23 protein-coding genes and 1 pseudogene are annotated in these 24,499 nt (G+C 75.3%); 8 read left to right on the top strand and 16 right to left on the bottom strand.

What is annotated here, in order from left to right; genetic code table 11:
• Window positions 1-25 precede the first annotated feature (25 nt).
• From IHE55_RS24160 to IHE55_RS24150, 3 genes are all read left to right on the top strand, one after another.
• Window positions 26-409, top strand: a complete 384-nt coding sequence (locus IHE55_RS24160; protein ID WP_307826809.1) for a TraR/DksA family transcriptional regulator — start codon at window positions 26-28, stop codon at window positions 407-409.
• A 38-nt stretch (window positions 410-447) separates the two neighbouring features.
• Window positions 448-1,266: a hypothetical protein gene (locus IHE55_RS24155; protein WP_197992214.1), complete on the top strand. Its 819-nt coding sequence runs from the start codon at window positions 448-450 to the stop codon at window positions 1,264-1,266.
• Window positions 1,267-1,343: 77 nt separating this feature from the next.
• Complete coding sequence (locus IHE55_RS24150) at window positions 1,344-1,967, top strand: Rv1733c family protein (protein ID WP_197990945.1); 624 nt, start codon at window positions 1,344-1,346, stop codon at window positions 1,965-1,967.
• 215 nt (window positions 1,968-2,182) lie between these two features.
• Here the strand turns inward: IHE55_RS24150 and IHE55_RS24145 are convergent, their stop codons facing one another.
• The 7 genes from IHE55_RS24145 to ggt all read right to left on the bottom strand — a co-directional run bounded on the left by IHE55_RS24145 (window position 2,183) and on the right by ggt (window position 13,451).
• Window positions 2,183-5,446 carry a tetratricopeptide repeat protein gene (locus tag IHE55_RS24145; RefSeq protein ID WP_197990944.1) on the bottom strand — a complete coding sequence of 1,088 codons (3,264 nt, stop codon included), beginning with the start codon at window positions 5,444-5,446 and terminating at the stop codon, window positions 2,183-2,185.
• Between the two features lie 17 nt (window positions 5,447-5,463).
• Window positions 5,464-5,976 (bottom strand): hypothetical protein, encoded by a 513-nt coding sequence (locus IHE55_RS24140; protein ID WP_197990943.1) that lies wholly within the window; start codon window positions 5,974-5,976, stop codon window positions 5,464-5,466.
• Between the two features lie 112 nt (window positions 5,977-6,088).
• A complete protein-coding gene (locus IHE55_RS24135; RefSeq protein ID WP_197990942.1) occupies window positions 6,089-7,105 on the bottom strand; it encodes a TIGR03842 family LLM class F420-dependent oxidoreductase in 1,017 nt (338 codons plus the stop codon).
• 49 nt (window positions 7,106-7,154) lie between these two features.
• Window positions 7,155-8,546, bottom strand: a complete 1,392-nt coding sequence (gene hydA / locus IHE55_RS24130) for a dihydropyrimidinase (protein ID WP_197990941.1) — start codon at window positions 8,544-8,546, stop codon at window positions 7,155-7,157.
• Window positions 8,543-9,883: an aspartate aminotransferase family protein gene (locus tag IHE55_RS24125; protein ID WP_372442722.1), complete on the bottom strand. Its 1,341-nt coding sequence runs from the start codon at window positions 9,881-9,883 to the stop codon at window positions 8,543-8,545. Before IHE55_RS24125 ends, hydA begins: the two co-directional genes overlap by 4 nt.
• Window positions 9,880-10,722: a nitrilase-related carbon-nitrogen hydrolase gene (locus tag IHE55_RS24120; protein WP_197990940.1), complete on the bottom strand. Its 843-nt coding sequence runs from the start codon at window positions 10,720-10,722 to the stop codon at window positions 9,880-9,882. Before IHE55_RS24120 ends, IHE55_RS24125 begins: the two co-directional genes overlap by 4 nt.
• Window positions 10,723-11,579: 857 nt before the next feature.
• Entirely contained in the window at window positions 11,580-13,451 is a 1,872-nt protein-coding gene (gene ggt / locus IHE55_RS24115) for a gamma-glutamyltransferase (RefSeq protein ID WP_197990939.1), read from the bottom strand.
• Window positions 13,452-13,960: 509 nt separating this feature from the next.
• Here ggt and IHE55_RS24110 point away from each other — a divergent pair.
• Window positions 13,961-14,707, top strand: coding sequence for a hypothetical protein (locus tag IHE55_RS24110; protein ID WP_197990938.1), 747 nt, complete (start codon window positions 13,961-13,963; stop codon window positions 14,705-14,707).
• Between the two features lie 219 nt (window positions 14,708-14,926).
• Here IHE55_RS24110 and IHE55_RS24105 read toward each other — a convergent pair whose 3' ends face one another.
• The 8 genes from IHE55_RS24105 to pcaDC form a co-directional block, all read right to left on the bottom strand.
• The gene (locus IHE55_RS24105) at window positions 14,927-15,787 is read right to left on the bottom strand and encodes an amino acid ABC transporter permease (RefSeq protein WP_197990937.1); all 861 of its coding nucleotides are present in this window, start codon (window positions 15,785-15,787) and stop codon (window positions 14,927-14,929) included.
• Window positions 15,784-16,428, bottom strand: coding sequence for an amino acid ABC transporter permease (locus IHE55_RS24100; protein WP_197990936.1), 645 nt, complete (start codon window positions 16,426-16,428; stop codon window positions 15,784-15,786). The genes IHE55_RS24105 and IHE55_RS24100 overlap by 4 nt, the downstream gene beginning before the upstream one ends.
• Before the next feature lie 17 nt (window positions 16,429-16,445).
• Window positions 16,446-17,351, bottom strand: coding sequence for a glutamate ABC transporter substrate-binding protein (locus IHE55_RS24095; RefSeq protein ID WP_197990935.1), 906 nt, complete (start codon window positions 17,349-17,351; stop codon window positions 16,446-16,448).
• Between the two features lie 14 nt (window positions 17,352-17,365).
• Complete coding sequence (locus IHE55_RS24090) at window positions 17,366-18,109, bottom strand: amino acid ABC transporter ATP-binding protein (protein WP_197990934.1); 744 nt, start codon at window positions 18,107-18,109, stop codon at window positions 17,366-17,368.
• Between the two features lie 383 nt (window positions 18,110-18,492).
• Complete coding sequence (locus IHE55_RS24085; RefSeq protein WP_197990933.1) at window positions 18,493-18,933, bottom strand: DUF6278 family protein; 441 nt, start codon at window positions 18,931-18,933, stop codon at window positions 18,493-18,495.
• 200 nt (window positions 18,934-19,133) lie between these two features.
• Window positions 19,134-19,928 (bottom strand): exodeoxyribonuclease III, encoded by a 795-nt coding sequence (locus IHE55_RS24080; RefSeq protein WP_197990932.1) that lies wholly within the window; start codon window positions 19,926-19,928, stop codon window positions 19,134-19,136.
• A gap of 30 nt (window positions 19,929-19,958) precedes the next feature.
• On the bottom strand, window positions 19,959-20,606 hold the full coding sequence (locus tag IHE55_RS24075) for an MBL fold metallo-hydrolase (RefSeq protein ID WP_197990931.1): 648 nt from the start codon (window positions 20,604-20,606) through the stop codon (window positions 19,959-19,961).
• A 62-nt stretch (window positions 20,607-20,668) separates the two neighbouring features.
• A complete protein-coding gene (gene pcaDC, locus IHE55_RS24070; RefSeq protein ID WP_307826808.1) occupies window positions 20,669-22,048 on the bottom strand; it encodes a bifunctional 3-oxoadipate enol-lactonase/4-carboxymuconolactone decarboxylase PcaDC in 1,380 nt (459 codons plus the stop codon).
• A 142-nt stretch (window positions 22,049-22,190) separates the two neighbouring features.
• Here pcaDC and IHE55_RS24065 point away from each other — a divergent pair, with 142 nt between their 5' ends.
• The 4 genes and pseudogenes from IHE55_RS24065 to IHE55_RS24050 all read left to right on the top strand — a co-directional run bounded on the left by IHE55_RS24065 (window position 22,191) and on the right by IHE55_RS24050 (window position 23,808).
• Window positions 22,191-22,358, top strand: coding sequence for a hypothetical protein (locus IHE55_RS24065; protein WP_197990930.1), 168 nt, complete (start codon window positions 22,191-22,193; stop codon window positions 22,356-22,358).
• Between the two features lie 133 nt (window positions 22,359-22,491).
• Window positions 22,492-22,950: pseudogene (locus IHE55_RS24060) on the top strand (helix-turn-helix domain-containing protein); the annotation flags it as partial.
• Complete coding sequence (locus tag IHE55_RS24055) at window positions 22,910-23,230, top strand: ATP-binding protein (protein ID WP_197990929.1); 321 nt, start codon at window positions 22,910-22,912, stop codon at window positions 23,228-23,230. The pseudogene IHE55_RS24060 and the gene IHE55_RS24055, both read left to right, overlap by 41 nt.
• Before the next feature lie 230 nt (window positions 23,231-23,460).
• Complete coding sequence (locus tag IHE55_RS24050; protein ID WP_197990928.1) at window positions 23,461-23,808, top strand: antibiotic biosynthesis monooxygenase family protein; 348 nt, start codon at window positions 23,461-23,463, stop codon at window positions 23,806-23,808.
• 83 nt (window positions 23,809-23,891) lie between these two features.
• Here the strand turns inward: IHE55_RS24050 and IHE55_RS24045 are convergent, their stop codons facing one another.
• Window positions 23,892-24,179: a hypothetical protein gene (locus tag IHE55_RS24045; RefSeq protein ID WP_197990927.1), complete on the bottom strand. Its 288-nt coding sequence runs from the start codon at window positions 24,177-24,179 to the stop codon at window positions 23,892-23,894.
• Between the last annotated feature and the right edge of the window lie 320 nt (window positions 24,180-24,499).

Below are 24,499 nucleotides of genomic sequence, written 5' to 3'. Positions count from 1 at the left end.
ACGCCGTGCCCAAAGGGGTGAAACGGTGAACCACCAGACCATCGGTGACCGCGCCATGTTCCTGACGCCCGAGGAGCTCGGCGCGCTCCGCGCGGACCTGCACGAGCAGCTCCTGTTCCGGCGGGAGCAGCTGCGGCAGCTCGCGTCCGCCGCCCCGTCCCGCGCCGACGACGCGCTCCAGCGGCGGGCGCCCTCCCAGGTCGAGGTCCGCGTCAAGCTGGCCGCCTCCGCCCGGATGGTCCTCGCCGACGTCGAGGCCGCGCTGCGCCGCATGGACGAGGGCCGCTACGGGGCCTGCCACCGGTGCCGCCGGCCGATCGACCGGGACCGGCTGACGGTGGTGCCGCAGGCCCGGTACTGCGCCGGCTGCCAGCACGCCTGCCGGCGGGCGTCGGAGGCCGGGCGGTGACCCGCACCCGCCGCGCGTGGACCGTCGCCCGCACGCCCCTGTGGGGCGCCGACCGGGAGCGGTCGCGGGCCGCCGACCGGGACCGGTCGCGGTGCCGGCCGTGCTGCGGGGTCGCCCTGGACCTGGGGGGCGCCCGCACCCGGGCCTGGGTCACCGGTGAGGAAACGATCCTGGACGTGCCCGCGGCGGCCGTGCCGGACACCGGCGCCACCCGTCCCGTACCGCCCGGCGGCGGCGTGGACCCCGCGACCGCGGGACCGCTGCTGGACCGGCTGCTGGGTCCCCGGCTGGCGGGCCGCGGCCGGCCGCTGGTCGTGGTGACCGCGCCGGTGCTGGACGGGGTGGCCTACCGGGCCGCGGCCCGCGCCGCGGTGGCGGTGCTGCGGCCGCGGGCGGTGCTGACCGTCCCCGGTGCCCGTGCGGTGGCCCTGGCCACCGGGGCGGACCTGGCGCGTCCGCTGCTGGTGGTGGACGTCGGCGAGCGGCTGACCGAGGTGGTGCTGCTCGGCGACGGCGCGGTGGTGGACGCCCGCCGCACCGCCCTGGGCACCGCCGCCCTGCCCGGCGGCGGCCGAGCGCGGCTCGCCGAGGCGGTGGTCGTCATGCTCACCGCGATGCTCCGGCAGGACCGCACCTCGCTGATGCTCGACGCGCTGCGGCGCGGACCGCTGCTGGCCGGTGAGGGGGCGCTCCGCCCGGAACTGGTCCACCACCTCTCCGGCCGGCTGCACAGCCCGGTCGAGCCGGTGCCCGCGCCGCGCACCGCGGCCGTCCGCGGCGCCGCCGTCCTGCTGGAGGCGGCGTGCGCCCATCCGTCGGTGTCCGGCCGGCCGCCGGCCCCCGTCCAGCCCCACTAGCACCGGCGCCCCGCACCGGTCCCCGCGGACGCCCGCCCGCGGGGACCGGTGCGGCCGCGCGGGAAAGGAGAGCCGACGTGACCGGCGAGGTACCCCGGGCGCAGCCGCCCCCGGCGGCGGTGGGCCGTCCGGCGCCGTGGCGCCGGCCGCGCAACCCGCTGCGCCGCCCCACGGACGTGGCGCGGGCGTGGCTGGGCCCGGTCCTGGCGGTGGTCCTGCTGGCCGCCACCCCCACCGTGGCGCTGCTGGTGGGTGACGCCGCGCACCACCGGTTGGGGCAGGACGCCCGGCAGCAGGCGCGGACCCGGCAGCACATCGAGGTGGTGCTGGTCCACGCCGCCCCGCGCCACCCGGAGCCGGGGTCGGACGAGGCCCGGGCGGCCCGGTACCCGGTGCCGGTCCGCTTCACCGGGCCGGACGGGCGGGTCCGCACCGTCGAGGCCGAGGTGCCGCAGGGGCTGCCGGCGGGCAGCACGGCCCGGGTGTGGGTGGACGACCGGGGGCGGGTCACCGAACCTCCGCTCACCCGTGAACAGGTCCGCAACGGCGCCCTGGGGTGGGGGCTGGTGGCGGCCGGGGCGGTCGCCCTCGCCGGGGCCGCCGCCTACAGCGCGGTCCGGTACGAGCTGGAACGGCGGGACCTCGCCGCCTGGGAGACGGCGTGGGCGCGGACCGCCCCCCGCTGGACCTCCTCCGCCTGACGCCCGGTGGGCCGGTTCGGCCGCCGGCTGCCGTCCGTTCCGCCGGGAACGGCGCACCGCCGGGTACGAGGGAGCGGGCGGGTCCTCCCGGGGCGGCCCGGGGCTCCCGGGCGGTGGACGCGGCCGACGCCGGCCCCGAGGTCGTCCCGGGCACGGGCGCGGGGCGGCTCACCCCCATCCGGAACCGCCTGCGTCCCGGTGGGCTGCCAAGCCGTTCAGCGTCCGGACCGCTCGGCGGACGTCAGCCGCTCGTGTGCGTCCCGCGTCAGGGGGTGGCTCTCGCCGAGGGTGCGACGGCACGTGGCCAGGGTCTGCTTGTACAGGCGCCGGGCCCGGCGCCGCAGTCCGATCGTCAGGCACATTCCGGCCAGGCTCAGCTGGGTGGCGAGGGTGTCCGGGTGGTCCGCGCCCAGGGTGCCGCGCTGCCGCCGGTACGTGTCCCCTAGCAGCGGGAGGGCCCGGCCGAAGTCTCCGGAGGTGGCGTGGGCGACCGCCAGGTTGTGGCGGGCGGTGAGGGTGTGCGCGTGATCGTCCCCGAGGACGTGGGCGCACGCGGCGGCGTTCTCCTCGTGCAGCAGCACGGCCCGGCGGAGTTCACCCGCCTCCTGGTACGTCCCGGCGAGACTGTTGCGGAGGGCGAGCGTTTCGGGGTGGTGGGGGCCGTGCGTCCGCTGCTGTGCCTGGAGCGCCTGCTCGAAGAGGGGCGCGGCCCGGTCCGGCCGGCCCGCGAGCCGGTGGGTGTGTGCGAGCATGCCGAGGACGGCGAGGGTGTCCCCGTGGTGCGCGCCGAGGACCCGCGACCGCGCGCGGAAGGTGTGCTCGTACAGCGGGACGGCCCGGGCGTGGTCGCCGGCCTCGCGGTGGGCGTCGGCGAGGTGCCGGCGGCTGGTGAGGGTGTCGGGGTGGTCCTCGCCCAGCAGGCGCTCGCGTGCCCGGAGGACCTGCTCGAAGAGCGGGACGGCCCGCTCCGGGGCGCCCGCCATGAGGTGGGCCACTGCGAGGTTGTGTCGGTCGGTGAGCGCGCCGGGGTCGTCCTCGCCCGGCCGGTGCCGGTGGTCGCGGACCGCCTGCTCCAGCAGCGGAACGGCCCGCTCCGCGTCGCCGGCGGCCAGCAGCCCGTAGCCGATGTCGGAGCCGTGGACACCGGGCCGGCACCCCTCGTCCGCACCGGCCGCCACCGCACCGGGACCGGTGGGGCCCGTACGGTGCGCCGCCGTTCCGTCGCCGGCCGGCGGCTCCGGTCGTGCAGTGGCCAGGCGCACCGCCCGGTCCGGGTCGCCGGCCGCCCGGCATGCGAGGGCCAGGGCGACGCGGGCGGCGCGGGTCGTGCCGTGGTCCTCGCCGAGCACGCGTTCCATGACCGGCAGTACCTCGTCGAAGAGCGCGACGGACCGGTCTGGCTCACCGGCCTCCCGGTGGGCGCCCGCCAGGTTGGCCCGGGCGAGGAGGGTGTCGGGGTGCTCCTCGCCCAGGACGCGCTCCATGTCGCCGGCGATCGCCGCGAGGAGGCGGACGGCCTCGTGCGGATCCTTCGACGCGACGCGCGCCACCGTGAGATTGCTCCGCGCCACCAGGGTGAGGTGGTGGTCCTGGCCGAGCGCGCGAACGCAGGCGTCGAGGTTCTCCTGGTACAGGCGGACGGCCTCGTCGTGCCGTCCCGCCGCCTGCCGGGCACGGGCGAGGGTGTTGCGCGCGGCGAGGCCGGGCAGGTCCGTGCCGCCCCCGGGTGCGCCGGGAAGGGGGTCGGGAAGTGGGCCGGCCCCGGGGGGCTCCCCGAGCAGGGCGAGCGCCCTGCCCGGGTCGCCGGCGGCCCGGTACGCGTCGGCGAGGTTGTTGCGGCCGGCGAGGGTGAGCCGGTGTGCCGGCCCCAGCACCCGTTCCCCGTCGCGCAGCACCCGCTCGTACAGGGGAATGGCCTGCTTCACGTGCCCCGACGCCTCGTACGCGTGCGCCAGGTTGTGGCGGCAGGTGAGCGTGTGGATGTCGTCGTGGCCGAGTTCCCGCTCGTGATGGGCGAGGGCCCGGCCAAGGTGCGCGGTGGCCCGGGTGCCGAGTCCCTGGCTGATGAGGAACACGCCGGCGTGGTCGAGCACCCGCGCCGTGGTGCCGGTGTCGGCGGACCGCGGCGTGTGGTCGGCCAGTGCGTCCATGTGCGGGAGCAGGGCGCGCCCGGCGGGCCAGGTGGCGGGGTCCTGCCAGTCGGTCGGCCGGACGGCGGCCTCCAGTGTGGCGGTGGCACGCTCCCGGGCCGCGGTGACCAGGCCGGGCGTGCGGTGCGGGTCGTCGGCGTCGGCGGTCCGAGCGACGGACTGGACCAGCCGGTGGACGGAGAGGACCCGCGTCGCGGGATCCACGGTGATCATGCTGTACGCGTTCAGGGTGCCGATCGCGCCGGCGACCTCGGCCGGTTCGCCCTCGCCGTCCAGGAGCCCGGCGGGGATGCCTTCGGGCGCGTACCAGGCCAGGGTGCGCAGCAGGTCGGCGGCGAGCGCCTGTCGTTCGCCGATGCGGTCCAGCGTCACGCGCCAGACGCGGGCGACGGTGCGTTCGGCGACGGTGAAACCCTCGCCGCCTTGCCGGTACAGCGGACCGGGGTTCCGCCGGAGCAGGTCCAGGTACGTGCGCGGGGTCAGCAGGGGGTTCTCGGCGAGGCAGGCGGCGGCCTGTTCGACGGCCAGCGGCAGATGGCCCAGTTCCGCGCAGAGTTCGGCCGCCCCGGACAGGTCCCGGCCGCCGCCGGCGACGCGGGTGAGCAGCGCCACTGATTCGGCCGGTTGCAGGGCGTCGAGCCGGATGACCTCGGTGGCGTCGTGCCACACCGTGGCGAGTCTGCTGGTGATGAGGAAGCGGCCGCCGGGCGTGCGGGCCAGGAGCGGGGCGATGTCCGCGAGGTGGTTGACGTTGTCCAGGATGAGCAGCCAGCCGCTGTGCGTGGCCAGCCACTGCATGCCGTTCTCGGCCAGGGCTTCCACCGTCAGCGCTTTGGAGGCGGCGGGTTGCAGGGCGGTGGCCAGGGCGGCCAGGCCCTGCTGCACGCTCGCCGCGCTGTCGGCGGGTATCCATCGGACGGGCGCGAGGCGGTGCCTGCGGGCCCGGGTGGCCGCCCAGTGCACGGCCAGGGTGCTCTTGCCGACCCCTCCGAGGCCGTGCACGGCCTGGAGCCACACGCCCCCGGGCTTCCGCAGGACGGCGTCGAGGCGGGCGAGCTCGGCGGCGCGTCCCACGAAGTGGGCGGTGCGGTAGGGCAGGTTGTCCAGTCCCGGGCGGGCCTTCACCTCGCCCACCGGCCGTACGGCCTCCGGCGGGAGCACCACGCTGGAATGGTCGTTGTAGATGCCCGTGACGGCGATGCCGCCGTGCGTCGCGGTCGCGTGCCCGCTGCCCGACACCTGCTGGGCGGGTGCGGCGCCGCCCACCGTGCCCGCCGCCAGGGTGCGCCTGCCCGGGTCGCGCCTTCTGCCCCAACGCCACTTGGCCATTACCGCCGCCCGGCCGTCTACTCGGTGACGATGCCGCTGACCGCGCTGGACCCGGCGCCGGCGGCCTCCGCGTCCCCGGTGTTCACGGCTCGCGCCGGCCGCCGGCCGCCGGACCGCTTCACCCCGGTCACGGCGCTGCCACCGTCCCGCGCCAGGGCGTTCCCGGTCGCCAGCGCCGTGTCCTCCCCCGTACCGGCGACGAAGGCCAGCAGGGCGCGCAGGTCCTGGACCACCCGCTCCCGGTCCTCCGGGTCGACGGATTCCAGAAGTGCCTCGAACCGCTCCTGCCACACCCCTTCCTGGCGCGACAGCTCCCGGTCCGGATCGGTGGCGGCGCCCGGTTCCAGGGCCCGGGCCGTCCGGTCCAGGCGCTCCAGCTCGGCCCGGCCCCGCTCCGCGTCGCCGCCGCCGAACAGCGCGGCGACCCGCTGCCGCACACCCTGCCAGGCATCGGTCCCCGCGGCCTGGACCACCGCCCCGCCGCCCGCCGCGGCCAACGCGGCCAACGCCTCGGCCAGCAAAGCCCCCACCCGCCCTTCGTGTCGCCCCCGACTCTTCTCCCCTGCAACGTACCGCCCCGCCGTCCCCCGTGGGGAGTAACCCGGCCGGTGCGAGGCTTTCACTCGAAGAGGCGGCGGGCGGTCAGGAGTTGACCGCGGGAATGATCTCGGTGCCGTACGCGTCGATGGTGGCCTCCTTCGCGTCGTGCATGGCGTAGACGGCGAACTGGTGGACGCCCAGGTCCCGCAGGCGCCGGAGCTTGTCGAGGTGGGCCTGCACCGGACCGAGGAGGCAGAAGCGGTCGACGATCTCGTCGGGGACGAAGGCGGTGTCGGGGTTGCCGGCGCGGCCGTGGTGGGAGTAGTCGTACCCGTGCCGGTCCTTGATGTACGCGGTCAGCTCCTCCGGCACCATGCCGGAGCCCTCGCCGTACCTGGTGACCAGGTCGGCGACGTGGTTGCCGACCATGCCGCCGAACCAGCGGCACTGGTCCCGGGCGTGGGCCAGCGCGCCGGGTGAGTCGTCGGCGGTCACGTAGGCGGGGGCGGCGACGCAGATGGTGAGGGTGTCGGGGTCGCGGCCGGCCTCCCGGGCCGCGTCCCGTACCGCCTTGACCATCCACTCGGTCAGGAACGGATCGGCCAGCTGGAGGATGAAGCCGTCGGCCTTCCGCCCGGCCAGGGCCAGCGCCTTCGGCCCGTACGCCGCCATCCACACCGGCAGCTTCCCCTCCTTGACCCACGGGATGCGGACCGGGGTGCCGTCCACCGTCGCCTCACGGCCCTCCGCGAGGTCGCGGATGACGTCGATGGCCTCGCCCAGCCGGGCCAGGGTGTTCGGCCTGCGGCCGGCCACCCGCATCGCGGAGTCACCGCGGCCGATGCCGCACACGGTCCGGTTGCCGAACATGTCGTTGAGCGTGGCGAACGTGGAGGCGGTCACCTCCCACGTGCGGGTCCCCGGGTTGGTCACCATCGGCCCCACGTGCAGCTTGGTGGTGTGCTCCAGGATCCGGCTGTGGATGACGAAGGGTTCCTGCCACAGCACGGCGGAGTCGAAGGTCCAGCCGTAGCGGAAGCCGTTGCGCTCCGCCCGGCGCATCAGGCCGACGACCTGCGAGGCGGGCGGGTCGGTCTGCAGGACGAGTCCGAAGTCCACGCGGGGAACCTCCGAGTTCGGGTCGGGGCGGTGAGGGTCCTGGGGTGTTTCAGCCCAGGTACTGGCAGGTGGAACGGGGTACGAACGTGCCGTGGCCGGCGCGGCCGGTGTACGAACGCCGGTCGATGACGACCTCGCCGCGGGAGAGGACCGTCTCGACCCGACCGGTGACCGTCCTCCCCTCGTACGCCGAGTAGTCGACGTTCATGTGGTGGGTCCGTGCCGACAGGGTCTGGGTGGCGTGCGGGTCGTAGATCACGACGTCCGCGTCCGCGCCCGGCGCGATCGTCCCCTTCCGCGGATACAGGCCGAACATCCGCGCCGGGGTCGCGCAGGCGATCTCGATCCAGCGGCGCCGCGAGAGGTGCCCGTCCACGACGGCCTGGTGGAGCAGGTCCATGCGGTTCTCCACCCCCGGCAGGCCGTTGGGGATCTTCGAGAAGTCACCTCGGCCCAGGTCCTTCTGGCCCGTGAAACAGAACGGGCAGTGGTCCGTGGACACCACCTGGAGGTCGTTCGTCCGCAGCCCCCGCCACAGCGCCGCCTGGTGCTCCTTGGGACGGAGCGGGGTCGAGCAGACGTACTTGGCTCCCTCGAAGTCCGGTTCCGCCAGGTTGTCGGTGGACAGGAACAGGTACTGCGGGCAGGTCTCCCCGAAGACCGGCAGCCCCATGTCCCGGGCCGCCGCCAGCTCCGCCACCGCCTCCTGCGCCGACACGTGCACCACGTACAGCGGCGCACCCGCGACCCGGGCGAGCTGGATCGCCCGGTGGGTGGCCTCGGCCTCCAGCAGCGCCTTGCGGACCTCCCCGTGGTGGCGGGGACCGGTCTCGCCGCGCGCCAGGGCCTGCTCCACCAGGACGTCGATCGCGATGCCGTTCTCCGCGTGCATCATGATCAGCCCGCCCGTGTCACCGGCCACCTGCATGGCGCGCAGGATCTGCCCGTCGTCCGAGTAGAAGACCCCCGGGTACGCCATGAAGAGCTTGAACGAGGTGACGCCCTGCTCCACCAGGCCCGGCATCTCCTTCAGCGTCGCCTCGTTCACATCCGACATGATCATGTGGAACGCGTAGTCGATCGCGCAGGTCCCGTCGGCCTTCTCCAGCCAGGCGTTCAGGCCGGCCCGCAGCGACTCCCCCTTCGACTGCACCGCGAAGTCGACGATCGTCGTCGTCCCGCCCCACGCCGCGGCCCGGGTCCCCGTCTCGAACGTGTCCGACGCGAACGTGCCGCCGAACGGCAGCTCCATGTGCGTGTGCGCGTCGACCCCGCCCGGGATCACGTACTTCCGCGACGCGTCGATCACCCGGTCCGCCGTCCACCGCTGGCTTCCCGGCGCCGCCAGCGCCACCACCCGGCCGTGCTCGATCAGCACGTCGGCGTGGAGCTCGTCGGCGGCCGTGACCACGAGACCGCCGGTGATCAGGGTCCGGGTCATGTCCCCACCTCTCCCGTCCGGGTGACGCGCACGGTGTCCAGGGCCGCCTGGAGGATGGCCGCGCCCTCCTCTGCCTCGGCCACGGTGAGGCTCAGCGGCGGGGCGATGCGCAGCACGGCGCCGTGGTGTCCGCCGCCCTTGCCGATCAGCAGCCCACCCTCGCGGGCCGCCTCCAGGACCGCGGCGGCGGCATCGGCCGCGGTCGGTGCACCGGATCCGCTCGGCCCGTCGGGGCCGGCGAGTTCGATGCCGATCATCAGGCCCCGGCCGCGCACCTCCCGGACCGCCTCGTTCCCGGCCGTCGCGGCGCGCAGCCGCTCGATGAGCAGGCCGCCGACCCGGCGGGCGTTGCCCTGGAGGTCGTGCGCCAGCAGGTGGTCGAGGTTGGCCAGCCCGGCGGCCATGGTGACCGGGCTGCCCCCGAAGGTGGAGATGGAGTTGGCGGTGAGGCAGTTCATGATGTCGGCGCGGGCCACCACCCCGCCGATGGACATGCCGTTGCCGATGCCCTTGGCGAAGGTGAGCAGGTCCGGAGGGCCGGCGGCGGCGTGTGCCTGCCAGCCCCAGAAGTGGTCCCCGGTCCGGCCCCAGCCGGTCTGCACCTCGTCGCTGATCCACAGGATGCCGTGGCGGTTCAGCACCTCGCGGAAGGCCGCGTACAGCCCGTCGGGCGGCGCGGTGAAGCCGCCCACCCCCTGGACCGGTTCGGCGATCAGCGCGGCGACGTCGCCGCCGACCTGCCCCAGCAGGTCCTCCAGGTCCGCCACGCAGGCGGCGGTGAACTCGGCGTCGGAGAGCGCCGCGAACGGCCCGCGGGTGCGCACCGCGCCGTGCAGGTAGAGGGTGTGCAGCGGGGAGAGGCTGGTGGGCGACCAGGCGCGGTTGCCGGTGACGCCGACGGCCGAGAAGGAGCGGCCGTGGTAGCTGTTGCGCATCGCCAGGATCTGGTGCGAGCGCCGGTAGGCGGTGGCGAGCAGCAGCGCGGTGTCGTTCGCCTCGGTGCCGGAGGTGGTGAAGAACACCCGGGCGTCGGGGATGCCGGAGAGCCGGGCCACCCGCTCGGCCAGCTCCACCATGGGGCGGTCCAGGTAGAGCGTCGAGGTGTGCAGGATCCGGCCGGCCTGTGCGGCGACCGCCTCGGTGACCTCCGGCAGGGCGTGCGCGGTCATGGTGGTGAGGATGCCGCCGAAGAAGTCCAGGTAGCGCCTGCCCTCGGCGTCCCAGACGTACCGGCCCTCGCCGTGGGTGATCTCGATCGGCTGCCGGTAGTACAGGGCGAGCCAGTCGGGGAGGACCGCGCGGTGCCGGGCGTGCAGCGCGGCGTGGATGTCGCTCACGGCCGCACCAGCCCCTCGTACGCGTCGGGGCGGCGGTCGCGGTAGAACGCCCACTGCTGCCGCACCTCGTCGATCAGACCCAGGTCGAGGTCCCGGACGAGGAGCTCTTCCTCCTGGTCGGAGGCGGTCCCGCCGACGGTCTGCCCGCGCGGGTCGACGAAGTACGAGGTGCCGTAGAAGTCGTTGTCCCCGTACTCCTCGCGGCCCACCCGGTTGATCGCGGCGATGTAGTAGGCGTTGGCGACCGCGGCGGCGGGCTGCTCCAGCTGCCACAGGTGGGCGGACAGGCCCCGCGAGGTGGCGGACGGGTTGTAGACCAGCTGCGCCCCGCCCAGACCGAGCCGGCGCCAGCCCTCCGGGAAGTGCCGGTCGTAGCAGATGTAGACGCCGATCCGCCCGGCGGCGGTGTCGAAGACCGGCCAGCCGGCGTTCCCCGGCCGGAAGTAGTACTTCTCCCAGAACCCCTTGAGCTGCGGGATGTGGTGCTTGCGGTACTTGCCGAGGTAGCTGCCGTCGGCGTCGATGACCGCCGCGGTGTTGTAGTAGAACCCCGGCTGCTCCACCTCGAACACCGGCGCCACCACCACCATGCCGGTCTCCCGGGCGAGGTCGCACATCCGGCGTACGGTCGGGCCGTCGGGGACGGGCTCCGCCCAGCGGTAGTGCTCCGGGTCCTGGACCTGGCAGAAGTACGGGGCGTTGAAGACTTCCTGGAAGCCGATCACCCGGGCGCCCTGCGCCGCCGCGGCCCGGGCGTGCTCCTCGTGTTTGGCGATCATCGACTCGGTATCGCCGGTCCAGGTCGCCTGGACCAGTGCTGCACGGACAATCTCGGCCATGAAGGCTCCTTTGACTGCACGTCAGACGTGTCTACGCACGTAGAGAGCGGGCGTAGAGGGAGAAAGTTACGACCCGCTCCCCACCGTGACAAGACCGCCCGCGGCAATCAACGAGGCGGAGCGTTTTCCCGGCGCGCGTCCCGACCCGCGCCGTCGCCCGCACCGGTGGGGTGGGGGGCGACGGGATTGCCGGGGCGGCGCCGGAGCGCGGGGGCCGGGGGCGGCGACCGTCCCGGGGCGGGCGCGGGGCGCGGAGGACGGAGGCGGCCGCCGGGCGCCGGGGCCGAGACGCGGCGGCGGAAGGTGGCGGGAGACGCGGGGCGGGGGGCGCGGGGCGGGGGGGCGCGGGGCGGGGGGCGCGGGGCGCGGGGGGGCGCGCGGGGCGCGGGGCTGTACGCAGGGGGCGCGAGACAGGGGAGGCGCGGGGACGCGGGGACGCGGTGGCCGTGTGCGGGGGAGGACGGGGTGCGGGCCGTGCGCAGGGGCGCGGGCGCGGGGCGTGGCGCGAGCGGCGCGGTGCGCCGGGGCGTGAGGCGGCACGAGCGGCGCGAGGCGCCGGCCCGGAACGCACGACGGGCCGCGCGGGCGACGCTCACCTCGCCCGCGCGGCCCGTCGGCACGCCCGCCCGCACAACCCGGCGGCACCCCGGCGCCCACGCCCCCAGGCCCCGGCGCACGGCTCCTCATGGTCCGGTACGCCGTCGCGCGGTCCCGGCGCGGTGCGCCGGGCGCATGGACCCGCGCGGTACGCACGACGGCGTACCCACCCGGTACCGCACGCCCGGCAGACGTACCCGTGCGGAGCGCCGGGGCCGCGCCCGGTGCCGTACGCCGCCGGGCGTACCCGGTGCGGTGGATCAGCCGGTGCCGCCGGACGGCCGGACCACCATCGCCGACCCGCCGCCGCGCCGTACCGTCTCGGCGGCGGCGAGCCACCGGCCGTCCGGCAGCCGCTGGACCCCGGTGGCCGCGCCGATCTCCGGGTTCTGCCTGAAGGTGTGCCCCAGCGCCTCCAGCCGGGCCCGCACCGGGCTGTTCCACAGTCCCGGCTCCAGCTCGGTCGTCGCCGAGTTGCGCTGGCTGGCGCGCGGTGCGGCGATCGCGTCCACCAGCGGCATGCCGCGGTCGAGGTGGTTGACGAGGGTCTGCAGCACCGTGGTGATGATGGTGGAACCGCCGGGCGACCCGAGGGCGAGGACCGGCCGGCCGTGGTCGAGCACGATGGTCGGGGACATCGACGAGCGGGGCCGCTTGCCCGGCCCCGGCAGGTTCGGGTCGTGCACGGCGGGGTCGGCCGGGGCGAACGAGAAGTCCGTCAGCTCGTTGTTGAGCAGGAAGCCCCGGCCGGGCACGGTGATGCCGCTGCCACCGGTCTGCTCGATGGTGAGGGTGTACGCGACCACGTTGCCCCACTTGTCGGCCACCGTCAGATGGGTGGTGTTCTCCCCCTCGTACGGCGTGGGGGTGGCGGTGCCGCGGACGGTGCAGTCACCGCCGGACGGCCGGGTGGGGTCACCGGGCGGCAGCGGGCTGGTGAGGACCGCGTCGTCCTTGATCAGGCAGGCCCGGGAGTCGGCGAACCGCTGGGAGAGCAGCCCCCGGGTGGGCACGTCCTCGAAGGCCGGGTCGCCGACCCAGCGCCCGCGGTCGGCGAAGGAGATCCGGCTCGCCTCGATGTAGCGGTGCAGGAACGTGCTCTCGTCCAGGCGTGACAGGTCGCCGCGCTCCAGGATGTTGAGCGCCTCCGCGACGGTGGTACCGCCGGAGGAGGAGGGCGCCATGCCGTACACGTCGAGGCCGCGGTAGCCGGTGCGGGTCGGTGCCTGGTGCTTGGTCCGGTACCCGCGCAGGTCGCGCAGGGTCAGGTCGCCGGGGCGGACCACCCGGGAGGCGCCGGGGCGCACCGGCGGACGCTGTACCGTCCGTACGATGTCGCGGGCCAGGGCGCCCTGGTAGAAGGCCCTGGTGCCGCGCTCGCCGAGCAGGGCGTAGGTGCGGGCCAGGTCGGGGTTGCGGAGGGTGGAGCCGACCTCGGGGAGTTCGCCGCCGGGCAGGAAGAGTTCCGCGCTGGCCGGGAAGTCCGCGAACCGGTCCCGGTTGTCGGCGGTCTGCTGCCGGAAGGTGGCGTCCACGGTGAAGCCGTCGCGGGCCAGGCGCTCGGCGGGTTCGAGCACCTGGGCCAGCGAGCGGCTGCCCCAGCGGTCCAGCGCCTCCTGCCAGGTGGCCGGGGTGCCCGGGGTGCCCACGCCCAGTCCGCTGGTGACCGCCTCGGCGAACGGGATCGGTTTGCCGTCCTCGCCGAGGAGCAGCTTCACGTCGGCGCTCAGCGGCGCGGTCTCCCGGCCGTCGATGGTGAACACCTTGCGCTGCTCGGCGTTGTAGAGGACGAAGAACCCGCCGCCGCCGATGCCCGCCGAGTACGGCTCGGTGACGCCGAGCGCGGCGGCGGTGGCCACGGCGGCGTCCACCGCGTTGCCGCCGCGGCGCAGCACCTCGATCCCGGCCGCCGAGGCGTCCGGGTCCACGCTGGCGACGGCCCCGCCGTAGCCGGTGGCCACCGGTGACTTGGCGGGCGGGGTGGCGGTGGGGGCCGCGGTGCCGGTGTCGCCGGCGGTGGCCGGCGCGGCGCCGAGCGCGGCGGCGACCAGGGCCGCCGCGGCCAGGACGGACAGCCGGCGCCGGGCGGCCGGGGACGTGGTGGGTGCGCTTGCTCGGACGGCGAGCCGCATGCATACCTCCATATGAACGGCAGGGGGCGGAGAATACTCGCCCGCCGGGCCGCCGCGACAGAGCCGGCCGGGTGAGTCACCCCGCCCCGCGGGGGCACCGGACGGACCGCCGCGGCGACCGCGGAGGACGGGTACCCGTACCGGAGAACCGCACCGCGCACCGGGGAACGGGCAGCGACGGCCCCGGAAGGCCCCGCACCGCACACACCGGAGGAAGGGCAGCGGCCCCGGAGGGCCCAGCACCCCGCGCCGCGCGCCGGGGGCCGGCCGTCCCGCACCGGCACCGGACGGCCGCCACGGACCGGAGGACGCCCCCGCTCGGCGGAACCGGCACCGCGCGTCGAAGAACGCGCCCGCCCGGTGGCACGGGCACCGCGCGCCGGAGAACGCCCCGCCCGGTGGACCCGTCACCGCGTGACCGAGAACGTTCCGGCTCCCCGGAGGGCGGGCGTCCGCCTGCCACCAGCGGGCCTCGAACGCCTGCCCGTGTGCCGCTACGATGCGCGGCCATGACCGACACCGTGCAGGACGTGATCGCCTCCGGAGCGGCCCTCGTCGTGGGTCTCGTACTGGGCTGGGCCGTGCGCTCGGCCGTGCACCGCCGCGGACGGGCCCGCCGGCAGCGGTTCTTCGGACTGCCGGACGGCTCCGAGTGCGTCCTGGTGACGCACCGGGACAGCGCCTCGGCACACTGGAGCATCCCGCGCCACGACGCGCTCGCCCTGCTGGGGCTGGCCTCGGTGGTGGAGGGCTGCGGGGCGCACCCGGAGATCGCCCCGCACGACACCGGCCTGCAGGGGTTCGGCGCCCGGACCGAGTTCTGCGTCGGCGACCCCACCGCCCACCGCCGGCTCGCCGCGCACCTGGCGAACCTGCTGCCGGGGGTGCGGGTGCACCCGGGCGACGAGGCCGGCGCCGACCGGGGCACGTTCACCATCGGCGGCACCGCCTACCGGATGGAGCCCGGCGCGGTGGAGTACGTGCTGCTGGCCCGGCTCACCGGCGGGGAGGGCGGCCGGCCGGTGTTCCTCGCGGCCGGGCAGCGGCCGGTGACGCACCGGGCCGCGGTCCGCCACCTGGTGCGCAACCAGGCCCGGCTGGCCCGCAAGTACGGCCCCGACGGCACCTTCTGCCTGCTGCTGAAGGTGGTCAACTCCCAGGCGTACGGACCGGACGTGGTGGAGCTGGTGGCGGATGTCAGCCGTACCGCGACGTCCACCGCGCCGCCCTCCCGGCGGGCCGGCAAGGGCGACTGACCGCGGACCGGCCGGCTCCGGTGCCCCCGCGGGCCGCCGCGCGGCCGGACCACCGCCGCGGGCCGCCCCGGACCATCGCCGCCGGGCCGTCGTGCCCCGAGCGCCGCCGCGGACCACCACCGGACCGCCGCGCTCTCACCGGGCCACCGCGGGCCGTCGTCCGGACCACCGCCCGCGCCCCGCCCCGGACCACCCCGGCCGGGCGTCCGCGGGGTCCGGTCAGTGCGGCCGGTCGCCCGGCAGCAGGGTGCCCGGCTCGGGCGGGGCCACCCGAGCCGCCTCGGTCTTCACGCTCCGGCGCTGCCGGCGGGCCACCCAGTTGGCGAACCAGGACAGCAGCATGCACATCCCGATGTAGACGGGTGAGATGACCAGGACGACCGGGATGAACGGCAGGTCGTAGTCGAGGTTGCTGGCGATCAGCTTGCCGGCGTGCAGGAACTCCTCGTAGGTGATGAGGAAGCCCAGCGAGGTGTCCTTCAGCGCCACCACCAGCTGGCTGATGACGGCCGGCAGCATGGCCCGCACCCCCTGCGGGACCAGGACGTACGTCATCACCTGGGTCTTCCGCAAGCCCAGCGAGTACGCCGCCTCCCGCTGTCCGCGCTCCACCGCGTTGACGCCGGCCCGGAACACCTCGGCGAGGACCGAGCCGTTGTAGAGGGTCAGGCCGGTGACCAGGGCGGGCAGCGGTTCGACCTCCAGCGCCACGAAGACGAAGAAGATCATCACCAGTACCGGCATGGCCCGGAAGAACTCCACCACCAGCGTCGCGGCCCAGCGCACCACCGCGAAGTCCGACAGCCGGCCGGCGGCCAGCACCGCGCCCAGCGCCAGCGACAGCACGGCGGCGATGGCGAAGGCCTTGAGGGTGTTGCCGAGCCCTTCCAGCAGCAGCCGCTGGATGCCCTCGTACTGGAAGGGCCGCCACTTGTCCGCCTCGAACTGGCCGGTGTCCACCAGGCGGTGGACGATCCAGGCGAGCAGGGCGAGGAGCACCGCCGTCGCCGCCACGCCGTAGAGCCGGTGGCGCCGCCGGGTCCGGGGGCCGGGGAGGTCGTAGAGCGCGGTGCCGGTCATCGGGCGACTCCCCAGTGCTTCTCCAGGAGGTGGAAGAGGGCGCTGATGGTGAGGGTGACGATCAGGTAGCCGACGGCGATCCAGATGAAGGACCAGATGATGCTGTACCCCAGTTCGTTGAGGGACCGGTAGGTGCCCAGCAGTTCGGTGACGCTGAACGCGCCGGCGATGGCCGAGTTCTTGGCGAGCGCGATCAGCGTCGAGCCGATGGGCGGGATGACGGAGCGGAACGCCTGCGGGAGCACGATCGAGCCCAGGGTCTGCTCGAAGGTCATGCCCAGGCTGCGGGCCGCCTCGCCCTGCCCGACCGGCACGGTGTTGATGCCCGAGCGCACCGCCTCGCAGATGAACGCCGAGGTGTAGCAGCCCAGGGCGAGCACCGCGAAGGCGGTGAACGACAACTGGACACCGAACCGGGGCATGCCCAGCAGTACCGCGAAGAACAGCAGGGTCAACGGGGTGTTGCGGAGCACGGTGACCCAGGCGGCGCCGATGAACCGCAGCGAGGCGACCGGGGCGACCCGGAAGGCGGCCATCAGCACGCCCAGGGCCAGCGCGAGCAGCGAGGCGTAGACGGTGAGTTCCACGGTGCCCAGCAGTCCCTCGCCGTACAGCGACCAGTTCTCGGTGAGTACGTCCATGAAGGCGGCCCTCCTGATCAGCCGGCCGGGTAGCGGTCGATGGGCGGCGGCTCGGGGGCGGGGGCCCCGGACAGGCCGAGGGTGGCCTCGAAGGCCCGTTTCCAGTCGCCGTTCTTCTCGTGGGCCGCCAGGGCGTCGTCGAGGGCGAACCGCAGGGCGTTGTCGCCGCGGGGGACGCCGATGCCGTAGGGCTCCTCGGAGAAGGGCCTGCCGACGACCTTCAGTTCGTCGGGGGCCTTGGCGGCGTAGCCCAGCAGGATGGTGTCGTCGGTGGTGACGGCGTCCACCTGGAGGGTGAGGAGGTTGTCCACGCAGATGGAGTAGGTGTCGTACGCCACCGGTTCGGCCTCGGGGTAGTCGGACTCGATGCGGCGCAGCGGGGTGGAGCCTGCCGCCGAGCAGACCTTCTTGCCGTCCAGGTCGCGTGGCCCCTTGATGTCGTCCTCGTCGTCGCGCACCAGCAGCGACTGGCCCGCCAGGTAGTACGGTCCGGCGAAGCCGACCTGGCGTTTGCGCAGCGCGTTGATGGTGTAGGTGCCCACGTAGTAGTCGATCTGGCCGTTCTGCAGCGCGGTCTCGCGGTTGGCGGAGGCCACCGTGCGGAAGCGGATGGTGTCCGGGGCGAAGCCGAGCGAGGCGGACATCATCCTGGCGATCTCGATGTCGAAGCCGGAGTAGCGGCCGGTGGCCGGGTCCCGTTCGCCGAGGTAGGGCTGGTCCTCCTTGACGCCGACGACGAAGTGACCGCGGGCGTGGGCCCGGCGCCAGGTGGCGGAGTCCGGCAGCCGGAACCCGGTGGCCACGGTGTAGACGGGCAGCTTGTCGATCCGCGGGCCCTTGACCGGCGGGCTGCCCTCCTTGCCGCAGGCGACGGCGAGGAGGGCCACCGCGAGGGCGGCCAGGAAGCGGCGGGTGCGTGTCACGGTCCCCACCCCGCTCAGTGCTTGAGGATCTTGGACAGGAAGTCCCGGGCGCGGTCGCTGCGCGGCGCCGTGAAGAACTCCTCCGGCGCCCGGTCCTCCACGATCGCGCCGTCGGCCATGAAGACGACCCGGTTGGCGGCGGAGCGGGCGAAGCCCATCTCGTGGGTGACGACGACCATGGTCATGCCGTCCCGGGCCAGTTGCCGCATGACCTCCAGCACCTCGTTGATCATTTCCGGGTCGAGCGCGGAGGTCGGCTCGTCGAAGAGCATCACCTTGGGGTCCATCGCCAGCGCCCGGGCGATGGCCACCCGCTGCTGCTGGCCGCCGGAGAGCTGGGCGGGGTACTTGGTGGCATGGGCGGCCAGTCCGACCCGGTCCAGCAGCTCCCGGGCGCGCCGCTCGGCCTCGTCCTTGCGGCGCTTGCGCACCTTCAGCTGGGCCAGCATCACGTTGTCCAGCACGGTCTTGTGCGCGAAGAGGTTGAAGGACTGGAAGACCATGCCGACCTCGGAGCGCAGCGCGGCCAGCGCCCGTCCCTCCTCCGGCAGCGGCTCGCCGTCCACGGTGATCCGCCCGGACTGGATGGTCTCCAGCCGGTTGATCGCGCGGCACAGCGTGGACTTCCCCGACCCGGAGGGACCGATGACCACCACCACCTCCCCGCGGTCCACGGTGAGGTTGATGTCCCTCAGCACATGCAGGGTGCCGAAGTACTTGTTGACGTCACGCAGCTCGATCAACGGATCGACGGCCATACGCTGCCCTACCCACTCGTCGCCAGGTCGCGGTCAGCGCAAAATATCCATACGATGCGGTACTTTCCGGGCGACACGCATCGGTGGGTGTACAACCACCACGACGGGCGGCCACCGGTTCAGGGGTTCGGGCGCGCCGCCCTCGGCACCGCGCTCCGGCTGCCCGGCGCCGGGCCGGCCGGAGCACGCCGCCCGAGGACGTCCCGGGCCGAGGAGGTCCGGCACCGCGGTCCCGGGGACGGTCGGGCGGAGGTGCCGGGGCGGCGGCCCCGGGGACGTACCGGCGGGGTGTCCGGGCGGCGGCGCCCGGCCGGTACGGCGGACCGGCGCCGGGGCCGGTACGGCGGGCGGGCCGGGCGCCGGGCCGTACGGCGGGCCCGGCCTCAGTCCTCGCGGACCTCGGAGTAGCGCCGGGAGAGTTCGGGGGCGCCGACGGCGGCCCACTCCAGCCCGGCCTCCACCACGTCCACCTCGCGGCCGGAGGGCAGCCGGATCAGCGCCCGGCCGTCTCCCCCGATGCGCCAGTGGGCACCCGGCACGGTGCGGACGACGACGGTGCCCAGGTACAGCCCGGCGTCGTTGCCGAGCCGGAACAGCTCCTCCGGGTCGTCCCGCCAGCGCGGCTGGAGCTGGTCCAGCGCCGCCAACGAGGCGGGTGTGTCGTCGAGTTCCACACCGGCGGCAGCGGCGCGGTCGCGCAGCAGCTCGCACTCCGACAGCAGCTCGGCGATCCCGTCCGGGTCCTGGTCCCCCATCCCGGCGGGGACCGGACCGTGCCGCGCGCCGTGCCGCCTACGCCAGTTGCCCAGAAAAGGGATGTTCATGAGGTTCAGAGTGACACCGCCGCGCGGCGCGCACCACACCGGCACGCGGGCCGGCGGCCACCCCGGCCCGCCACCGGGGCCGGCGGGACCGCCCGGCACCGTGTCCGCACCGCCGGCGGCCGGCGACCGACGGCCGATGACCGGCGGACGGTCCGGTGGTCCGGTGACCGATGGCCCATGACCGGCGGCCGGTGGTCCGGTCAGAACTGCTGGACCTCCAGGGCCAGGTCCACCACGACCGGGGCGTGGTCCGAGGCGCCCTTGCCCTTCCGCTCCTCCCGGTCCACGTAGGAGTCGGTGACCGCCTTGGCGAAGGCCGGGTTGCCGTAGACCAGGTCGATCCGCATGCCCCGGTTCTTGGGGAAGCACAGCTGGCGGTAGTCCCAGTAGGTGAAGGGGTGCTCGTACTTCAGGGGCCGCGGCACCACGTCGGACAGGCCGGTGCCGCGGAGCGCGCCGAGGGCCTGCCGCTCGGCCTCGGTGACGTGGGTCGCCCCGTCGAACGCCGCCAGGTCCCACACGTCCTCGTCGGCCGGCGCGATGTTGTAGTCGCCCAGCACCGCGAACGGGCGGTCGCCCGCGGCGTCCTCGGCGACCGCGGCGCGCAGCGCGTCCAGCCACTGGAGCTTGTACGCGTAGTGGGGGTGGCCGACCTCCCGGCCGTTGGGCACGTAGACCGACCAGACGCGGACCGGGCCGCAGGTGGCGCTGATCGCCCGCGGCTCGACGGCGCCCTCGTACGCGGGGCCGCCGGGCAGCCCGGTGACCACGTCCTCGATGCCGGCCTTGGACAGCAGCGCCACGCCGTTCCACCGGCCGTCGGCGTTGACCGCCGCCTCGTAGCCCAGCTCCCGCAGCGGCTCGAAGGGGAACGCGTCCACGCCGCACTTGGTCTCCTGGACGCACAGCACGTCGGTGCCGGTGCTCTCCAGCCAGGCCAGCAGCCGCGGCAGCCGGGCGGTGATCGAGTTGACGTTCCAGGTGGCGATACGCATGCCGTCCAACCTACCTCCCGGGTCCGACACTCAGAGCGTCACGCTCTCGCCGGGGGTCAGCCGGGCGTGCTCGGTGGCGCCGAGGCCGGGCCGGCCCTGCGGACCCAGCATCCGCTGGTAGACCGGGTGGGCGACCTCGCTGAGCAGGCCGTCGTGGATGTCGTAGGCGCGCCGCGGCCGGACCTCCCGGACGTAGTCCACGACCTCGGAGAGCTTGTTCCAGGGCGCCTGCACCGGCACCAGCAGGGTGTCCACCGGCCGGCCGGGGACGGTGAGCGCGTCGCCGGGGTGGAAGACGCGGCCGTCCACCACGTACCCCACGTTGGTGATCCGCAGGATCTCCGGGTGGATCACGGCGTGCAGCTCGCCGTGCACCTCGATGTCGAAGCCGGCCGCGGTGAAGGCGTCGCCGTCGCCGACGGTGTGCACCCGGCCCGGGAAGGCGGCGGAGATCTGGTCGGCGACGGCGCGCAGGGTCCACAGCTCGGCCTCCGGGCGGGCCTCCAGCGCGGCGCGCAGCCGGCCCTCGTCGAAGTGGTCGGCGTGCTCGTGGGTGACCAGCAGCACATCGGCCCCCGCCGCGGCGTCCGGCTCGCTGAAGCCGCCGGGATCGATCACGAGTACCCGGCCGTCCTTCTCGACGCGGACGCAGGCGTGGCCCTTCTTGGTGAGCTTCATGGCCACCATCCTGCCGTGCCGGCCCTTCCGGCGGGCGGGTGCGCGCCGGTCGGCCCGCGGTGTCAGCCCTGGCTGCCGGTCTCCTCCCGGATCACCCGCTGGGCCACCGCGAACGCGGAGTTCGCGGCGGGCACCCCGCAGTACACCGCGGTGTGCAGCAGCACCTCGCGTATCTCGGTGGGGGTGAGGCCGTTGCGCAGCGCGGCGCGGGTGTGGAAGGCCAGCTCGTCGAGGTGGCCGCGGGCGACGAGCGCGGTGAGCGTCACCACGCTGCGGGTGCGCCGGTCGATGCCGGGCCGGCTCCACACCTCGCCCCAGGCGTAGCGGGTGACGAAGTCCTGGAAGTCCCGGGTGAAGTCGTCGGCGCCGGCCTCGGCCCGGTCCACGTGCGCGTCGCCCAGCACCTCACGGCGCAGCTTCATGCCCGCTTCGTGCAGGTCCGGGCCGGGCGCGGCCGGCGCGTCGGGTGCGGCGGCCAGCTCGGCCACCGGGGACGCCGGGGCCACCGGCGCGGCCGGGACCACCGGCGCGGCGGGGCCCGCCGATGCCGTGGGGCCCGCCGGGGCGACCGGGGTGAGCTGCGGCCGGGGCGCGGCGGCCGGAACCGCGGTGGCGCCGGCGACCGGGACCGCGGTGGCACCGGTGACCGGCTCGGCGGCGGCCGGCCAGGAGCCGGAGAAGTGCCGGACCAGCAGGTCGGTGACGGCGGCGGGCTGCTCCACCGGGGTCAGGTGGGAGCCCCCGGGCACCACGGCCAGCCGGGCGTCGGGGATGCCGGCCACCAGCACCCGGGCGTCCGCGGCCGGGGTGACCCCGTCCTCGGAGCCCACCAGCACCAGGGTGGGGACGCCGATCCGGCCGAGCGCGGCGTGCGCGTCGAAGGAGGCCAGCGCCTCGCAGGCGGCGATGTAGCAGCCGGGGTCGGTGGTCCGCACCATCTGCACGGACCAGTCCACGATGGCCGGCTGGGCGGCGGCGAAGGCGGGGGTGAACCAGCGTTCCGGGGTGGCTCGGGCGATGCTCTCCAGACCGTTGGCGCGGACCACCACCCCGCGCTGCCGCCAGGAGTCGGCGGTCCCGAAGCGGGCGGCGGCGGAGACCAGCGCGAGCGACGCGAGCCGCTGCGGATGGCGCAGCGCCAGGTCGGTCCCGACCGCCGCGCCCAGCGAGCAGCCGGCATAGCCGAAGCGGCCCACGCCCAGGTCGTCGAGGGTGGCCAGCAGCCGGTCGGCGAGCTCCGCGACGGAGCCGGCCGGGTGGGCGGGCGAGCCGCCGTGACCGGGCAGATCGAAACGGATGAGCCGCCAGTGCCGGGAGAGCTCCGGGATCTGCCGGTCCCACATGTGCCAGGTGGCGCCCAGCGCCGGGCCGAGGACCAGGACCGGGGCCTGCTCCGGCCCGTCGCAGCGGTATTGCAGGGCTTTGGTCGTCGTCGTGCTCACCCGCTCACGCTCCCATATCCCACGCCCTCCCACCGACGGGGGTCGCCCCGCCCGCCGGCCCCGGCCCCCGCACGGGCCCGCCCCGGAGACCCGCGCCGCGGGGTTGGACGTGGCACGCCAGGATGCGGATCGGGTGCCGCGCATGGGCTGCGGCACGGCCTGGATCTTCATCGGGAGCCTGTCCGTCGAGAGCTGTGCGAGCACCACCGAGCTGTGTGCCCTGCTGGGACTGTTCGCGGCGCTGGGCGGTCTGCCGGCCCGGGTCCGCGTACGAGACGGTGACGACATGGACCGGCCTTCGCGCCCCTGACCCGCGAACTCGGGACCTCCGCGCGCCGTGGGAACCACACCACCGCTCCCCGAGCTCGACCCGACGCACGTGCCGTCCGTGGGTTCCGGTCTTCCCCGTCCAGGCCCCCGCCGCGGCGGCGTACCGTGGCCGCGTGGCGAACGAAGACCTGGGACGTACCCTGCGCCGCTTGCGCCGGCTGGCCTCCCTGACGCAGGAAGAGCTGGCCGAGCGCTCCGGTGTGTCCGTCGACGTGGTCCGCCAGCTCGAACAGGGGCGGAAGCACTCGGCACGTCTGCCCACGCTGCACGCGCTGGCGAACGGTCTCGGCGTGGAGCTGACCACGCTGCTCGGCGACCCGCCCGCGGTCTCCTCCACGGGGGAGAACGACGGACCGCGCTTCGTGGCGGTGCGTCGCGCCATCATGCCGGCGCTCCGGGCGCCGGAGCCCGGGCCGCCCGGGCCGGACTTCTCGCCGGAGCGTCTCCGCGAGCAGATCGCGGACGGCTGGACGCAGTACCACTCCGCCGAGTTCGACACCGTGATGAAGGCGCTGCCGGACCTGCTCGCCGATGCGCGCGCCGCCACGGCGTCAGCGGACCGACCTCGCCGAGGACGGCGCCCTGATCGTCTCCGAGCTGGTGACGAACGCGGTCCGGCACGCGCGGCGCGCCTCCCTCCGGGTCGTCATCGACCGTCCCGGCGCGACCCGGCTGCGCATCGGCGTGGTGGACTTCTCCCGGGCACGGCCGGTGCTCGGGGCACCGGGTCCCCGGGACGAGGACGGGCGCGGCCTCGCGCTCGTGGCGGAACTGGCCGCGGAGTGGGGCACCGACGCGCTGCCGTGGGGCAAGCGGGTGTGGGCGGAGCTGCGCACGGCGGAGGACGGATGACCGGCGCACCGGGGCGGCCGCGCGAGTCGGCGTCCTGATGCGGGGCGGCCCGGTGGAAGCCGTCACGGCCATGCGTGGGGGCCACGGCCCGAGAGCGCCCGGTTCCGGGGCCGGGCGGGCCCGTGCCGTCCGGACGCCGCACCAGCTGCCCGTGATCAATCTGGTGGCCCCCGCGGCATCCCCGTCAGTAGCCTTTGCGGCGTTCGCCCCTTACCGATGGAGAGCCCCGCATGACCACCCCGTTCGTCCGCCCGGCGCCGCCGTACTACGCGGTCATCATCACCACCCGCCCCACCGAGGACCTCGAAGGCTACGCGGCGATGGGCCGCCGCATGACCGAGCTGGGCGAGGCCCAGCCCGGCTACCTCGGCCGCGAGTCGCTGACGGACGAGGACGGCCGGGACCTCACCGTCATCTACTACGCGGACGAGGCGTCGATAGCGGCGTGGAAGGCCCACCCCGAACACCTTGAGGCCCAGCGGCTGGGGCGGGATCGCTGGTACGCCTCGTACAGCGTGGAGGTCGCGCGGGTGGAGCGCGCTTACACCTTCAGCCGCGACGAGGACCTGCCCGGCTGATCCGCCGCGGCCGGGCCGGAGTCGCGCAGGGCTCCGCGCACGGCCCCGGACCGCTCACCCGAGCCCACGAGCCCCCGGCCGGGTCAGCCGAGGCCGCGGTGGGCGGACCACAGGGTCGCGGCGTGGCTGGCGGCGTCGGCTATCAGGGCCGCCAGTTCGGGCCGGTCGGGGACCGGGAACGAGACGTATGCGCCCCTGCCGCCGGCCACCGGTCGCCCGTACGCCTTCGCCGCGAGGCGGCCGTCCGGGAGGAGCCGGACGTTGAGGGTGGTCAGGGTGAACGTCTCGCCGCGACGGGTGTCCGTCCAGCGGAGCGCCTCCGGGATCGTGACGTTGATCGCCGCCGCACTCACTTCCAGGTCGCCACTCATGGCCGGATGATCTCACGCGACCGGCAGCGGGGGTCGCCGGTGGCCGCGGCAGGACGGGACGGCGGCGCCGCTCGTGCGCCGGTCCGCGCCACCCGGCGGTCATGGACCTGGGGAGTCCGGGTCCCCGCAGCTGGCGGCGTGGGCGGGCCCCGGTGCCGGCGCGCTCCCGGCCGCCGGCGCGTGTGCCGGGCCCCGGTACCGGCGTACCTCCCGCGCCGGGGCGCTCGCGCGCCGGGGTGCCCGGTGCGGCCGGGGCGTGCCGGGCCGCCGGCCCCGCCCGCGGCGGTGTCGCCCGGCGCCCCGGGCGGGGGCGGGCCGGA

Origin of the sequence: Streptomyces pactum, assembly GCF_016031615.1 — a bacterium.
GTDB classification, from domain to species: domain Bacteria; phylum Actinomycetota; class Actinomycetes; order Streptomycetales; family Streptomycetaceae; genus Streptomyces; species Streptomyces pactus.
The sequence above is the reverse complement of the archived record's forward strand: the minus strand, read 5'-3'. Positions and strand labels throughout refer to the sequence as shown.